Origin of the sequence: Sphingorhabdus sp., assembly GCF_050921905.1 — a bacterium.
Taxonomy (GTDB): domain Bacteria; phylum Pseudomonadota; class Alphaproteobacteria; order Sphingomonadales; family Sphingomonadaceae; genus Sphingorhabdus_B.
This window is the reverse complement of the sequence record NZ_CP050888.1, coordinates 1989663-2003793: the sequence shown is the minus strand read 5'-3', so window position 1 is coordinate 2003793 and position 14131 is coordinate 1989663. Positions and strand designations below refer to the sequence as shown.

Here is a 14131-nt window from a genome sequence, read left to right as displayed (position 1 = left end):
AAAGAGAGATAAGAGATGGACGGCATTTTCAACTTTCTGCGGTCGGACCTGTTCCTGAGCCTCTTGGGTGGATTTGCCCTTGGTGTGGCGGGGCTGACGTTGGTAAAGCCTGCCATTGCCAGCCATAAGGCGGTTGAAGCCGCGCATTCCATTACCATCGGCGCATCATGAAAAAGGTTCGTAATTCGCCTAAGCGCATTTTTCTCACGCTGAATGCGGCGCTGCTGCTTGGCCTTGTCACTGCATGTGGATCCGACGTTGGAACACCAATTGGCAGCGCAGTTGCCGCTGAGGGCCTCCGTATAGCTGCACCTGCCGCCCGCATCGTCGAGCCTAAAACCCAACAGGTCGCTATATTTGCGGGTGGCTGCTTTTGGGGCATTGAGGCTGTATTTGAGCGTGTGAAGGGCGTCACCCGCGTTGAGTCCGGCTATTCAGGCGACACCAAAGCGACAGCCGATTACGATCTGGTCAGTGCAGGGCAGACGAAGCACGCGGAGTCGGTGCGGATCTATTATGACCCGACGGGCGTAAGCTATAATGATTTGCTGCATATATTCTATTCGGTGGCGCATGATCCAACGCAATTGAACCGCCAGGGGCCGGACCGAGGCACGCAATATCGCACGGCCATCTTCCCCGCCAATGCTGCGCAGCGAAATGCCGCGCGCGCCTACATCGCGCAATTGGATAAGGCGGCGTATTGGCAGAAGCCTATCGTCACAACGCTTGAGCCTTTCAGCTTCTTTCCTGCCGAAACCTATCATCAGGACTTCATGGCGAAAAATCCGAGGCATCCCTATATTGTCCAATGGGATAAGCCAAAAATCACCAATCTTAAAAAGCTGTTTCCGGAATATTATCGCTAACTATTTTGCCAGCAGTCCAGCGACCATTGGATAGAGCGACGCAACCAGTAAAATAGCGGCGATGATGTTGAATGTTTTTAATCGCACGGGATCGCCAAAAAACCTGCGCATTTTTGCGCCCATGACGGCCCAAGTGCCTGTGGCCGGTAAATTGATCGCTCCAAACACAGCGGCCACCATCAACACGCCAATCCAGCCCTGCGATTTTGGCGCATACGCCGAGATAGCCGTCAGCGCCATTGTCCATGCTTTTGGGTTCACCCATTGAAACAGCGCAGCCTGCAAAAAGGTGAACGGTTTTGACTTTGCTGTCGCGGCGTAATCTCGGGCTAGCGACGTATCCGTCGTTGCGATTTTCCATGCCATATACAGCAGGTACAGTCCGCTTAGGATCGTGATAAAGGTCATAGATCCCGGCACGGCTTCGATAACCTGCATGATGCCAAGTCCGATCAAAATGATCATAACTGTGAAACCGCCAGCGACGCCAAGCATGTGCGGCGCCGTCCGGCGCAAACCGAAATTGATACCCGATGTCATTAACATCAGGTTGTTCGGTCCCGGGGTAATCGAGGATACAAGCGCAAAAATTGCAAGTGCGGTGAAAATTTCGGTTGTCATCATAATCGGCAAAATAGCGAAATATGGGCCGAATGTCCTTGCGTTATTGCGCGTATTTCGCCAAAATTTGCAACAAATGACGGATATTGACATCATAAGCGCAAAAATATTGCGTGCTTTGACCCGCGACGGCCGAATGAGTAATGTTGACCTTGCGCATGAAGTCGGGCTCTCGCCCTCGGCTTGTTTACGGCGTGTGCAAGAGCTGGAGCGGGCAGGGGTAATTAGCGGTTACCGCGCGGTGCTGTCCCCGCAAGCAATGGGTATCCATTTTATCGCATATGTGCTCGTTGGCTTGTCGAAACATACCAAAGATTCACAACTGGGCTTTGAAACCGCAATCGCCTCCGCGCCCGAAGTGCGGGAATGCCACAACATCACAGGCACCGTCGAATATCTGTTGCGCATTGAGGCGCGGGATTTGGCGGCGTATAAATATTTTCACACCGAAGTGCTGGGCACGCTTCCGCAAGTGTCGAGCATCATATCCTATATCGTCATGGATTCGTCTAAGGACGAACGGGCTTAGTTCTTGTAAGCCGGTATCGCCCAACCCTTTAAAATCGCCATGGCGCGAAGCGTAAATCCAGCACAGGCGCTGATGATTGCAGCAGGCAAAATAGGCAGGCCGACCCATAACAGCGAGCCGAACAACCCCGCCGCCAAAGCGGCAGCAGTCACGTAAATTTCAGGTTTAAGCAGAATGGAAGGCTCACCCGCCAAGACATCACGGATGATGCCGCCAACACAAGCGGTGATGACGCCCATCATCATGGCGGGCAACAAAGGCACCCCAAGAGTGAGCGATTTCCAAGTGCCGAACACAGCGTAAATCGCGATACCAACCGCGTCGAACCAGTCGAGCGCTCGGGCGTTCCAGACAGTGCGCGGTGTGACCCAGACCAGCCCTGCAGTGATGAGACAGGTGGCGGCAAAGCGCCAATCCTGTACCCAAAATACCGGCGCGCCTATTAGAGCGTTTTTCGAGCCGTCTGAATCGAAAGGGGATTCCCATCGGCCGTGATTTCTGATTCAGTATCGGTGCCGGTGAAGGAGGCTGGCATGGATGGGTCAACCACTATCGATGGATTTGCGTTCGCGGCTTTTGGCGGCGGTTGATGACGGTATGAGTTGTCGCGGGGCAGCTGCCCGCTTTGGCGTTGCGCCATCGACGGCGATCCGCTGGCACGCGCAGCGGCGCGAGACCGGCAGCTTTGCACCGAGGCCTCAAGGTGGTGATATGCGTTCGCGGCGGGTTGAAGAGCGCAGTGACGATATTTTGGCTCTTTGGGCGGCACGAAAGGATATCACCCTTGAAGAGTTACGCACGGGCTTGGCCGAGATGGGCCTGACCGTCTCTGTGGCCGGGCTTCACCGCTTCTTTGTGCGCCGTGGCATGACGCGTAAAAAAAGACTGGCCATGCCATCGAGCAGGACCGGCCCGATGTCCTGAAGCAACGGCACGACTGGTTCGACGGCCAGATCGATCTGGACCCGGAGCGCCTCGTCTTCATCGACGAAACATGGACTGCGACCAACATGACCCGCAGCCATGGCCGCTGCCCCAAAGGCGAACGCCTGCGCATGGGCTTGCCGCATGGCCACCGCAAAACGACCACACTGGTGGCGGGCCTTCGCATGACCGGCATGGTCGCGCCGATGGTGCTGGATGGTCCGATCAACGGAGACTGGTTCGAAGCCTATGTCACCCAGGTGCTCGTACCGGAACTGAGGCCCGGTGACGTCGTCGTCATGGACAACCTGTCCAGCCACAAACGGGTATCAGTGCGCGAACGGATCGAGGCCGCGGGCGCAATACTACGGTTCTTGCCGCCATACAGCCCCGACTTCAATCCAATCGAAAAGGCCTTTTCCAAACTCAAAGCAATGCTGCGAAAGGCAGAAGAACGAACCGTGAGTGGCCTTTGGACCCGGATCGGCAACCTCGTCGATATCTTCCAGCCCCACGAATGCGCCAATTACTTCAGCTCATGCGGATATGACCCAGAATGATCGACAAACGCTCTAACAAGTCGCGCACGGTTCCCCCACCCACGCCCGTAATGAGTGCGAAGAATGAAAAAGTCACCAACGTCTGTTGCCGCTGCGCCGCTGCCAGCGCACCAGATGCCGCAAAAACAGCGATACCAAAGAGGTCGAGCCCTGAAATCAAGGCAGGCGCAATCTGGACCGTTTGCGTCACCATTACATATGAATCGGCTTGCCCGTCACCGCCATGGCCGCTTCTTTCAATGCCTCGGCATGCGTCGGGTGTGCGTGGCAGGTATAAGCAATATCTTCCGACGTTGCGCCAAATTCCATCGCAGTGCACGCCTCGGCAATCATGGCTCCAGCAATCGACGCAATAATGTGGACACCCAAAACACGGTCGGTCTTCGCATCTGCAATGACCTTCACAAAACCGTCGGTGTCGCGGTTGGTCTTTGCCCGGCTATTTGCCATCATTGGGAATTTCCCGACTTTAACCTCTCCGCCCGACGCAGCCGCTTTTTCCTTAGCTTCTTCTTCGGTCAAGCCAACGCTCGCGATTTCAGGATAGGTATAGACCACGCCCGGAATGACGTCATGGTTGACGATGCCGGTTAGGCCAGCGACAAATTCCGCTGCCGCAATGCCTTCGTCCTCAGCCTTGTGCGCAAGCATTGGGCCGGGGCAAACATCGCCCACGGCATAGATGCCCGGAACATGTGTCTGGAAATCATGGCCGATCTCAATCTGGCCGCGCGCGTTAACGGTGAGCCCTGCCTTGTCCAGCGCGAGGCCGTCTGTGTTTGCGCGGCGACCAATGGCGACTAAGACGCAATCGGCTTCGATGGTTTCACTGGCACCGCCCGCAGCGGGTTCAACGGTCAGCGTGGCCGTGTTGCCCTTAACGGTCGCGCCAGTCACCTTTGTACCCGTGCGGATGTTGAAGCCCTGCTTCTTGAAAATTTTGGCCGCTTCCTTACGGACCTCGCCGTCCATGCCGGGCAAAATCTGGTCAAGATATTCAACCACGGTGACTTGTGCGCCAAGGCGCAGCCATACGCTGCCAAGCTCAAGGCCAATAACTCCGCCGCCGATCACCACCAAATGTTTCGGCACCTTCGGCAAGGCAAGCGCGCCAGTGGAATCGACAATGACTTTCTGGTCAATCTTGACGCCTGGTAATGGCGTTACCGAGGAACCCGTTGCGATCATGATATTCTTCGCGGTGTAGCTTTTGCCCGCAACGTCCACGCTGTTAGCGGAATTAAACGTCGCATGGCCCTTAAGCCAATCGACCTTGTTTTTCTTGAACAGAAATTCGATACCGCCGGTCAGCTCGCCAACAGCCTTCGCCTTTTCGGCATGCATTTGGTCGAGGTTGAGCGATACGCCCGAAAAATCGATACCGAATTTCGCTAGCGACCCCGATTGCGCCGCATGAAACATTTCGGAGGCATGCAGCAACGCCTTGGATGGAATGCATCCGACGTTCAGGCAAGTGCCGCCCAATGTTTCGCGGCTTTCCACGCATGCCGTCTTCAGCCCCAATTGTGCAGCGCGGATGGCGGCGACATAGCCGCCCGGGCCTGCGCCAATAACGATCAGGTCATAATCATGTTCTGCCATGGTTCAGGCTCCTTAAAGGTCGATCAACAACCGGGTCGGGTCTTCGATCGCCTCTTTGACGATCTTTAGGAAGGTAACAGCTTCGCGGCCATCGATGAGGCGGTGGTCATAGCTTAATGCCACATACATCATCGGGCGCACCACGACCTGTCCGTCGCGCACAACAGCGCGGTCTTCAATACGGTGAAGGCCAAGCACTGCCGATTGCGGGGGGTTGATGATCGGCGTCGACATCAGGCTGCCGAACACACCGCCATTTGAAATGGTGAAGGTGCCGCCGGACATGTCGTCCATCGTCAAGGTGCCGGCCTTCGCCTTTGCGCCAAAGTCGCCGATGGCCTTTTCAATTTGCGCGAAGCTCATGGCGTCGGCATTGCGCACGACAGGTACCACAAGCCCGTTGGGTGCGCTGACTGCGACCGATACATCGAGGTAATTGTGATAGACGATGTCATCGCCTTCAATCTTCGCATTGACCGACGGGACATCGCGTGCAGCCAAGGCTACGGCTTTGGTAAAGAAGCCCATGAAGCCCAAGCGGACTCCATGCTTCTTTTCAAACAGATCTTTGTAGGTCGCACGTGCTTCCATCACCGCTGACATGTCGACATCGTTGAACGTCGTCAGCAACGCGGCGGTGTCTTGCGCGGACTTCAGGCGCTTGGCGATGGTCTGGCGCAGACGTGTCATCTTCACGCGCTCTTCCTGACGGGCGCCTATTGCTTGTGTTGTTGGCGCAGCCGTAACGGTTGCGTCGGCAGACGGGGCAGGCGCGCCTTTGGCGGCGGCCACAACATCTTCCTTTGTCAGGCGACCGTCTTTGCCCGTGCCTTTGATCTTGCTTGGATCAATGCCAAGTTCCAACACAAGTCGGCGCACAGAGGGCGAAAGCGGTAGGTCGCTAGTTTCTGCTTCGGCGGCAGGCGCAGCAGTGGTTGTCACCGCTGGCGCGACTGCCGCTGCAGCCGCAGTGGGGGCAGGGGCGGTAACAGGCGCGGCCGCAACGGCGGTTCCGGCATCGATTGATCCGATCACTGCGCCTACATTGACGGTCGCGCCTTCTTCGACGGCATAGGCACCCATGATGCCTGCAACGGGCGACGGCACTTCGACCGCAACCTTGTCAGTTTCAAGGCTGGCGATCGGTTCATCGATAGCCACCGCTTCGCCCGGTTTCTTCAACCATTGACCAAGCGTTGCTTCGGTGATGGACTCGCCCAATACGGGGACTTTAACTTCAGTGCTCATAATCTAATCCTCACGCGGATGGAGGGGTGATTGGTTTGGTGCCGCCTGAACGCTGGCGGCGGATTTCTTCGCGGACATTATGGCCTAACGCTTCAGCAACCAATGCGGCTTGTTCGGCCTGGTGGCGCTTTGCAAGGCCGGTTGCCGTCGCGGCCGCGGCCCTGCGTCCGGCGTAACGTGCGCGGGTGGGACCAACATCGGCTTCGGCAAGGCATTCTTCCAGATAAGGATCGACGAACGACCAACTTCCTGCGTTGCGCGGCTCTTCCTGTGCCCAAACCAGTTCTTCCAAATTGGTCATACGCTTCAGGCGCACGATCAACGGCTCTGTCGGAAACGGATACAGCTGTTCAATCCGCACGATGCTGGTATTTTTGTCTCCCGATGCGTCGCGGGCTTCCATCAGGTCATAGGCGACCTTTCCTGAGCATAATATCAGTCGCTTCACGTCCGTGTCGGCAGGGGCATGCGTATCGGACAATATCCGCATGAAGTGGCTTTCGCCTTGGAAATCCTCTGCCTTGGAAACCGCGAGCTTATGCCGCAAAAGCGACTTTGGCGTCATGACGACAAGCGGCTTGCGGAATGGCCGCACCATTTGACGGCGCAGCAAGTGGAAATAATTGGCTGGCGTGGTGCAATTGGCGACCTGGATATTGTCCTCTGCACATAATTGCAGGAAACGCTCCAACCGCGCGGAGCTATGCTCTGGGCCTTGGCCTTCATATCCATGCGGCAACAGCATCACCAGACCATTGGCGCGGAGCCATTTGGCTTCACCCGAAGCAATAAACTGGTCGATCATTGTCTGTGCGCCATTCACGAAATCGCCAAACTGCGCTTCCCAAAGGACCAAAGTTTTGGGCTCCGCACCGGCATAGCCATATTCGAAGCCCAACACACCAAATTCGGACAAGGGGCTGTCGAGAATTTCAAACCGCCCATGTGGTAAGGTCGAAAGCGGCACATATTTTTCCTCGGTTGTCTGATCAACCCAAACACCGTGCCGCTGGCTGAATGTTCCGCGGCCTGAATCCTGGCCCGACAAACGCACGCCATAACCTTCGGAGAGCAGCGACCCGAACGCAAGCGCTTCGCCCGTTGCCCAATCGAAATTTTCGCCAGAGGTGAACATCGTTTTCTTGGCATCCAGCACACGGCTTAACGTCGGGTGGATGTTGTGGCCTTCGGGCACGGTCGTAAGCGTGCGGCCAAGGCTGTCGAACAATTTGCGCGTCATGCCCGTTGGCACGTTACGCCGAGCCGTTTCGGGATCAGCGGGCTTGGATAGGCCTGACCAACGGCCACCAAACCAATCGGCAGCGTTCGCCTTATAGTCTACTGCACTGGCAAATTCCTGCTCAAGCGCCTGGACAAAGCGCATCGCGTGTTCATTTGACCAATTGGCGTCGATCACGCCTTCGGCTTGCAGGCGCTGCGCGTAAAGAGCACTTACGGCCGGGTGGTTCTTGATCACTTTGTACATCAATGGCTGCGTGAAACTGGGCTCATCGCCTTCATTATGGCCAAAGCGGCGATAGCACCACATGTCGATGACGATGTCGCGGTGGAATGTTTGGCGGAATTCGATGGCAATCTTGCACGCGAACGTCACCGCTTCGGGATCATCGCCATTGACGTGGAAAATCGGCGCCTGAACGCCCTTTGCAACGTCGGAAGGGTAAGGCGATGACCGCGCATATTGCGGGCTAGTGGTAAAACCGACCTGGTTGTTGACGATGAAGTGCAAGCAACCACCCGTATTATACCCACGAATGCCGGAGAAGCTGAGGCATTCCCAAACAATGCCCTGTCCAGCAAAGGCGGCATCGCCGTGCAGCAGCACTGGCAACACTTGCTCATGCTTGCCCAAGTCGTCGCGCGCCGTCTGGTTGGCGCGCACTTTGCCCAAGACGACGGGGTTTACGGCCTCAAGGTGCGACGGGTTTGGCACAAGGCTCATATGCACCTTGATACCGTCAAATTCGCGGTCGGTGCTGGTGCCAAGATGGTATTTTACATCGCCTGAACCACCGACATCATCGGGGTTGGCGCTGCCGCCCGAAAATTCGTGGAAGATAATGCGATACGGCTTGGCCAGCACATTGGCGAGCACGTTCAAGCGGCCACGATGTGGCATGCCATATACGATTTCGCGCACGCCAAGCTGGCCACCATATTTGATCACGGCTTCCAATGCCGGTATCATCGATTCGCCGCCATCAAGACCGAAACGCTTCGTGCCGACATATTTGCGGCCAAGGAATTTCTCATATTGCTCGGCTTCGATGACCTTGCCGAGAATGGCCTTCTTGCCCTCCGGTGTGAACTGGATAGCGGCCTCCTTGCCTTCCATCCGCTCTTGCAAAAACCGGCGCTCTTCGACATCGGAAATATGCATATATTCAAGGCCCACCGGCCCACAATAATTGGCGCGCAGCGTATCGACGAGCTCGCGGACCGTGGTCCATTCAAGGCCAAGTGTGCCGCCGACATAGACACGCTTGTCGAGGTCGGCGCCGGAAAAGCCATGATATTCTGGCGTCAGATCAGCAGGTATTTCCTGCTTCGAAAGGCCAAGCGGGTCAAGATTGGCGGCCAGATGCCCACGGACGCGGTACGTGCGCACCAGCATCATTGCGCGGATGGAATCGCTCGCAGCCGCCACTGCATCGGCTTCTGCCATCGGCTTGCCCGCCGCCTTTGCCGCTGCCTTTACTTCCACTGCCATCTGCGTGGGGTCAAGCGACGCGGTCAAATCGTCGGTCGCCGACAATGGCCAGTTGGCACGTTCCCAGCTCGGCCCGCGCTCTATTTCGAAATCCTCGTTTTCTACGCCCATTTTTCTTCTCCAAATCCTCCCCGAACCGGGGAGGTGGCAGTCCGCAGGACTGACGGAGGGGCACTTGCGTTCAAGCTCTCGCTATTTGGCGGGTGCCCCACCACCATGCTGCGCATGGTCCCCCTCCCCGTGCCGGGGAGGAGTTAATGCTTAACCCTTCAACACTTCGACCAATGTCTTGCCGAGCAAGGATGGTGATGGCGATACGCGGATGCCCGCGGCCTCCATTGCTGCAATCTTGCTTTCGGCGTCGCCCTTGCCACCCGAAACGATTGCGCCTGCATGGCCCATACGGCGGCCTGGAGGCGCAGTGCGTCCGGCGATAAAGCCAGCCATTGGCTTTTTACGGCCCTTTTTGGCTTCGTCGATCAAGAATTGCGCGGCTTCTTCTTCTGCGCTGCCGCCGATTTCACCGATCATGATGATCGACTTGGTGGCATCGTCGGCCAAGAACAGTTCAAGGCAATCAATGAAGTTGGTGCCATTGACAGGGTCGCCGCCAATGCCGACCGCCGTGGTCTGGCCAAGGCCTTCGGCTGTTGTCTGGAACACGGCTTCATAGGTCAATGTGCCCGAACGCGACACAACGCCCACCGATCCTGCCGAGAAAATGCTGCCGGGCATGATACCGATTTTGCATTCGCCTGGCGTCAATATACCGGGGCAGTTTGGACCGATCAGGCGCGATTTTGAACCCGAAAGCGCGCGCTTTACCTTCACCATGTCGAGCACCGGAATGCCTTCAGTGATGCAGACGATCAGCGGGATTTCCGCGTCGATGGCTTCAAGGATAGAATCGGCGGCAAAGGGCGGCGGCACATACACAACCGACGCGTCCGCTCCCGTCGCTTGCTTGGCCTCAAGCACCGTATCGAACATCGGCAGGCCGATATGCGTAGTTCCGCCCTTGCCGGGGGTCACGCCACCAACCATCTGCGATCCATAAGCCAGCGCCTGTTCGGTATGAAATGTACCCGTCGCGCCGGTCATGCCCTGCGTGATGATTTTGGTATTTTTATTGACGAGGATGCTCACAAACGTCTCCTGAAATTTTGGGTTGCGCTTAGTTCAGCGACGGGTCGATGGCCTTACACGCCACCAGCAATTCTTTGACGGCATCGACGCTCACGGCGAGGTTGCCCTTCGCTTCGTCATCCAGAGCAATCTCGACAACCTTCTCAACGCCGCCTGCACCTATCATCACCGGAACACCGACATAGAGATTGTCGACGCCATATTGGCCAGTCAAATGGACAGCCGCGGGAAGGACGCGTTTTTGGTCGTAGAGATAGGCTTCGGCCATTGCGATGCCGCTGGTCGCGGGTGCGTAATAAGCCGATCCGGTTTTCAGCAAGGCAACGATTTCACCGCCGCCGCTGCGGGTGCGTTGGACGATGGCGTCGATGCGTTCTTGCGTCGACATGCCCATGGCGATCAGGTCAGGCACCGGAATGCCGGAGACGGTGGAGTATTGAATGACGGGCACCATCGTGTCGCCATGACCACCGAGCACGAAGCTGGTCACGTCCTTCACCGACACATTGAATTCATCGGCCAGGAAATGGCTGAAGCGTGCCGAGTCCAAAACGCCCGCCATGCCGACGACCATATGGTGTGGAAGGCCGGAAAATTCGCGCAAGGCCCATACCATCGCGTCGAGCGGGTTGGTGATGCAGATGACAAATGCGTTTGGCGCGTTGGCAGCGATACCTTCACCGACCGCCTTCATCACCTTCAGGTTGATGCCGAGCAGATCGTCGCGGCTCATGCCAGGCTTGCGCGCGACGCCAGCGGTGACGATGATGACGTCTGCGCCTGCGATATCGGCATAGTCATTGGTGCCAGTGATTGTTGCGTCAAAGCCTTCAACCGGGCCGCATTGCGACAGATCCAGCGCCTTGCCTTGGGGAACGCCTTCAACAACGTCGAAAAGGACGATGTCGCCAAGGCCCTTTAATGCTGCGAGATGGGCGAGGGTGCCGCCGATATTACCGGCGCCAATGAGTGCAATTTTCTTGCGAGCCATGAAAAACTGTCCTTCCCTTAGGGCTTTATAGCGGAATTGTCGCGGCGTTACGCCGAATCGATGTGGATAACAACCCAATAAAGGTTCAAAACAAAGGGTTTTTGTGATAATAGTTCGCAATAGCGTTAGTGGTGTGAAATGCCGCCGTCAGGTGCCAGCTACCCGCCGCAACATTTCCATCCAGATGGGCACTTGGCCGTGAAAACCCTCGGCCCAGACGCGTTCATCTAAACCATGCCAGCCTTGCGGAATTCTGACGGCCGTCCATCCACAGGGGGAATTTCAACAATCTTAGCGAACAAATCACGTTCGGCGGCCTGCTGCGCACTTGGTGCTTGCGCATTTGCCGGTGTGGCTAGCGCCAATAAGCCAGCAAATAATAAAGCCTTCGGGCCCATCATCTCTTTCCCTTTTGCGCGATGCTAACGCGGGCCATGCCCTTGCGCCAGATAATCCTCCGACTGCATTTCCATCAGGCGGGATACGGTGCGGTCAAATTCAAACCGCCCGTCGCCTTGCGGGTATAAATGGTCGGGCTCCGCATCAGCGCTCCCCAGAAACTTCACGCGATATTCGTACAACGCATCGATCAACGTCACAAAGCGCGCGGCTTCATTTCGATTATGGGGTCCCAAAACGGGTATCCCGACCATGATGACCGTGTGAAATCGCCGGGCGATAGCGAGATAATCTGCCGCCCCGCGTGCTTGCGCACAAAGGCGCTTGAACGAAAACACCGCGACGCCTTTTAGCGCCTTGGGCACATGCAACATACGTCCACCGCCGACGTCCATTTCCAAGGCCGGCACATGCGCGCGGTCTTCGGGTGGATAGTCGGTCATGCGGAAAAAGGTTTCGGACAAGGCCGCCGTTGCCGCAGGACCATTGGGCACGAGCCAGATTTGAGCGCTCCCCAATCGATCGCGTCGGTAATCGGTTGGGCCATCCAGCGCAATGATATCGAGGCTTTCCTTCACCAGCGCGATGAAGGGCAGAAACAATTGCCGGTTCAGGCCATCTTTATACAGATCATCAGGGTGGCGGTTCGACGTGGTTACAACGGTAACACCAGCCGCAATCAAGCCGGAAAAGAGCCGCGACATGATCGCCGCGTCCGCCATATTGTTCACGACCATCTCGTCAAAGCACAACAACCGCGCTTCGTCGGCCAGCGCCGCGACGATGGGGGGGATAGGGTCGCCTTTTTCCTTCACACGCTCGGCTTTTAGCCGCGCATGAATGTCGAGCATAAATTCGTGGAAATGCGCGCGGCGTTTGCGGTTGATACCCACATTTTCGAAAAACAGGTCCATCAGCATCGATTTACCGCGTCCAACACCGCCCCATAAATAGAGTCCCCGTGTCGGATCGGGCTTGCGTCTCAAGAACCGCCAAATCGTGCTTCCACGCGGTGGAACCGCTTCCAGCTCGATTTGCACCCTGGCAAGCGCGGCGATTGCACGCGCTTGATCGGCATCGGGCCTTAATTCGCCTGCGGCAACCAGGGCGTCAAATTGATCGGTGACATTAACCATAGGTCGCAACAATTTTCATCACGCAGACACGCAGAGGACACACAGTGGCCAGACTGCTCAGAAACTCCGCGTCCTTTGCGCCTCTGCGTGACAAAATCATCTTTTCGTCGGTTTGCGGATGGTGCCAGAAAATGCGGCGATGCGTGATTCGCCTTGCGACACGATACCGCGCATGAACAATAGTCGACCGGTTTCCTTGAGGAGCTCAACTTCTGCCTCAAGCGGTTCGTTTATGACGCCAGCGCCAATGAATTGCACGGAGAGGTCTAAAGTGACCGCTGCGCCAGCCTCAATCAGGCCGAACATCCGGGACGCGCCGAACATGGCTACGTCGATAAAGCCCAGAGTGACCCCGCCATGCACCGCGTTGCGCAAATTGCTGTGCCGGTGCTCGGGATACATACGCAAGCGCGCTTTGTTATCACCCGCGCTGCGGACCAGCATCTTGCCAAGCACCGTGCCGTTGTAACGGCTGGCGTCGGTCATCTGCCAGTTCAGCCAGCCCGGATTATCGGGGTCAGGGCTGCTGTCAAAAGCGGGTGTATCCAACGGCAATCCTAACCGATAAGAGCCTTAAGGTGCATTGAAACGCTTATAGGTGGCGTTCAGCTACCATCTTTTTCGTTTCCGCAATGGCCTTTGCCGGGTTCAGGCCCTTGGGGCAGGCGTTGGCGCAGTTCATGATCGTGTGGCAACGATAGAGGCGAAAGGGATCTTCCAGTTCGTCGAGGCGCTCACCCGTCATTTCATCGCGGCTGTCCGCCAACCAGCGATAGGCTTGCAGCAAAATGGCTGGCCCTAAAAACTTGTCGCTATTCCACCAATAAGAAGGGCAGCTAGTCGAGCAACATGCACACAAGATGCACTCATACAGGCCGTCAAGCTTCGCGCGGTCCTCTGGTGATTGCAGGCGCTCCTTGCCCGATGGTTCGGGCGTTACCGTTTGCAGCCAAGGTTTGATCGACGCATATTGCGCGTAGAAATGCGTGAAGTCAGGAACTAGGTCCTTGATGACTTCCATATGCGGCAGCGGGGTGATGGTAACCTCGCTTTTGCAATCTTCAATCGCGGTGGTGCAGGCAAGGCCGTTTTTGCCGTCGATGTTCATTGAGCAGGAACCGCAAATACCTTCGCGGCATGACCGACGGAAGGTCAGCGACGAATCCTGCTCACCTTTCATCTTGATCAGCGCGTCGAGCACCATTGGGCCGCAATTGTCGGTATCCACCTCAAACGTGTCGTAACGTGGGTTCTCGCCGCTATCGGGATCATAGCGATATACCTTGAATTTTTTGGTCTTGCCGCCGGTTTTTGCGGCATGCACAGCGCCCTTCTGGACTTTGCTGTTCTTGGGAAGAAAGAAATCGGCCATATC

General features: G+C 56.6%; 15 protein-coding genes and 1 pseudogene. 4 read left to right on the top strand and 12 right to left on the bottom strand.

The features are described 5' to 3' along the window. Nucleotides 1–15 precede the first annotated feature (15 nt). Together HEQ18_RS09710 and msrA are read left to right on the top strand one after the other, a co-directional pair. Nucleotides 16–171: a hypothetical protein gene (locus tag HEQ18_RS09710; protein WP_397605225.1), complete on the top strand. Its 156-nt coding sequence runs from the start codon at nt 16–18 to the stop codon at nt 169–171. Beyond that, nucleotides 168–869, top strand: coding sequence for a peptide-methionine (S)-S-oxide reductase MsrA (gene msrA / locus HEQ18_RS09705; RefSeq protein WP_432814560.1), 702 nt, complete (start codon nt 168–170; stop codon nt 867–869). Before HEQ18_RS09710 ends, msrA begins: the two co-directional genes overlap by 4 nt. Here msrA and HEQ18_RS09700 read toward each other — a convergent pair whose 3' ends face one another. Beyond that, nucleotides 870–1493, bottom strand: a complete 624-nt coding sequence (locus tag HEQ18_RS09700) for a LysE family translocator (RefSeq protein WP_296196958.1) — start codon at nt 1491–1493, stop codon at nt 870–872. It abuts the gene before it with no gap. A 73-nt stretch (nt 1494–1566) separates the two neighbouring features. Here HEQ18_RS09700 and HEQ18_RS09695 point away from each other — a divergent pair, with 73 nt between their 5' ends. Next, nucleotides 1567–2019 carry an Lrp/AsnC family transcriptional regulator gene (locus tag HEQ18_RS09695; RefSeq protein ID WP_296196955.1) on the top strand — a complete coding sequence of 151 codons (453 nt, stop codon included), beginning with the start codon at nt 1567–1569 and terminating at the stop codon, nt 2017–2019. On the opposite strand, the gene HEQ18_RS09690 is transcribed toward HEQ18_RS09695, so the two are convergent. Beyond that, nucleotides 2016–2315 carry a trimeric intracellular cation channel family protein gene (locus HEQ18_RS09690; RefSeq protein WP_432814559.1) on the bottom strand — a complete coding sequence of 100 codons (300 nt, stop codon included), beginning with the start codon at nt 2313–2315 and terminating at the stop codon, nt 2016–2018. The two genes, HEQ18_RS09695 and HEQ18_RS09690, sit on opposite strands and share 4 nt — an antisense overlap. Nucleotides 2316–2556: 241 nt before the next feature. Here HEQ18_RS09690 and HEQ18_RS09685 point away from each other — a divergent pair. Further along, nucleotides 2557–3503, top strand: a protein-coding gene (locus HEQ18_RS09685; protein ID WP_432814446.1) for an IS630 family transposase whose coding sequence is annotated in 2 segments (ribosomal slippage) — nt 2557–2896 and nt 2896–3503 — 948 coding nt in all. Because the reading frame shifts where the segments join, the coding sequence is not laid out codon by codon here. Nucleotides 3504–3516: 13 nt separating this feature from the next. Here HEQ18_RS09685 and HEQ18_RS09680 read toward each other — a convergent pair. The 10 genes and pseudogenes from HEQ18_RS09680 to HEQ18_RS09635 form a co-directional block, all read right to left on the bottom strand. Next, nucleotides 3517–3696 (bottom strand): annotated as a pseudogene (locus tag HEQ18_RS09680) (TRIC cation channel family protein); the annotation flags it as partial. Then, entirely contained in the window at nt 3696–5105 is a 1410-nt protein-coding gene (gene lpdA / locus HEQ18_RS09675; RefSeq protein ID WP_432814558.1) for a dihydrolipoyl dehydrogenase, read from the bottom strand. The pseudogene HEQ18_RS09680 and the gene lpdA, both read right to left, overlap by 1 nt. A 12-nt stretch (nt 5106–5117) precedes the next feature. Further along, entirely contained in the window at nt 5118–6353 is a 1236-nt protein-coding gene (odhB, locus tag HEQ18_RS09670) for a 2-oxoglutarate dehydrogenase complex dihydrolipoyllysine-residue succinyltransferase (RefSeq protein ID WP_432814557.1), read from the bottom strand. 10 nt (nt 6354–6363) lie between these two features. Next, complete coding sequence (locus HEQ18_RS09665; RefSeq protein WP_432814556.1) at nt 6364–9195, bottom strand: 2-oxoglutarate dehydrogenase E1 component; 2832 nt, start codon at nt 9193–9195, stop codon at nt 6364–6366. Nucleotides 9196–9345: 150 nt separating this feature from the next. Further along, the gene (gene sucD / locus HEQ18_RS09660; RefSeq protein WP_432814555.1) at nt 9346–10230 is read right to left on the bottom strand and encodes a succinate--CoA ligase subunit alpha; all 885 of its coding nucleotides are present in this window, start codon (nt 10228–10230) and stop codon (nt 9346–9348) included. A 28-nt stretch (nt 10231–10258) separates the two neighbouring features. Then, the gene (mdh, locus tag HEQ18_RS09655; protein ID WP_432814554.1) at nt 10259–11221 is read right to left on the bottom strand and encodes a malate dehydrogenase; all 963 of its coding nucleotides are present in this window, start codon (nt 11219–11221) and stop codon (nt 10259–10261) included. 227 nt (nt 11222–11448) lie between these two features. After that, the gene (locus tag HEQ18_RS09650) at nt 11449–11622 is read right to left on the bottom strand and encodes a hypothetical protein (protein WP_397605238.1); all 174 of its coding nucleotides are present in this window, start codon (nt 11620–11622) and stop codon (nt 11449–11451) included. Nucleotides 11623–11643: 21 nt separating this feature from the next. Further along, a complete protein-coding gene (gene zapE / locus HEQ18_RS09645; protein ID WP_397605239.1) occupies nt 11644–12756 on the bottom strand; it encodes a cell division protein ZapE in 1113 nt (370 codons plus the stop codon). A gap of 96 nt (nt 12757–12852) precedes the next feature. After that, nucleotides 12853–13305, bottom strand: coding sequence for a PaaI family thioesterase (locus HEQ18_RS09640; RefSeq protein ID WP_432814553.1), 453 nt, complete (start codon nt 13303–13305; stop codon nt 12853–12855). Nucleotides 13306–13348: 43 nt separating this feature from the next. Next, entirely contained in the window at nt 13349–14128 is a 780-nt protein-coding gene (locus HEQ18_RS09635; protein WP_296196927.1) for a succinate dehydrogenase iron-sulfur subunit, read from the bottom strand. Nucleotides 14129–14131 lie beyond the last annotated feature (3 nt).

Coding starts and splice junctions, on each gene's coding strand:
- lpdA (WP_432814558.1), bottom strand. CDS start 5,105: ATGGCAGAACATGATTATGACCTGATCGTTATTGGCGCAGGCCCGGGC.
- msrA (WP_432814560.1), top strand. CDS start 168: ATGAAAAAGGTTCGTAATTCGCCTAAGCGCATTTTTCTCACGCTGAAT.
- HEQ18_RS09665 (WP_432814556.1), bottom strand. CDS start 9,195: ATGGGCGTAGAAAACGAGGATTTCGAAATAGAGCGCGGGCCGAGCTGG.
- HEQ18_RS09650 (WP_397605238.1), bottom strand. CDS start 11,622: ATGATGGGCCCGAAGGCTTTATTATTTGCTGGCTTATTGGCGCTAGCC.
- HEQ18_RS09635 (WP_296196927.1), bottom strand. CDS start 14,128: ATGGCCGATTTCTTTCTTCCCAAGAACAGCAAAGTCCAGAAGGGCGCT.
- odhB (WP_432814557.1), bottom strand. CDS start 6,353: ATGAGCACTGAAGTTAAAGTCCCCGTATTGGGCGAGTCCATCACCGAA.
- HEQ18_RS09700 (WP_296196958.1), bottom strand. CDS start 1,493: ATGATGACAACCGAAATTTTCACCGCACTTGCAATTTTTGCGCTTGTA.
- HEQ18_RS09710 (WP_397605225.1), top strand. CDS start 16: ATGGACGGCATTTTCAACTTTCTGCGGTCGGACCTGTTCCTGAGCCTC.
- HEQ18_RS09695 (WP_296196955.1), top strand. CDS start 1,567: ATGACGGATATTGACATCATAAGCGCAAAAATATTGCGTGCTTTGACC.
- zapE (WP_397605239.1), bottom strand. CDS start 12,756: ATGGTTAATGTCACCGATCAATTTGACGCCCTGGTTGCCGCAGGCGAA.
- mdh (WP_432814554.1), bottom strand. CDS start 11,221: ATGGCTCGCAAGAAAATTGCACTCATTGGCGCCGGTAATATCGGCGGC.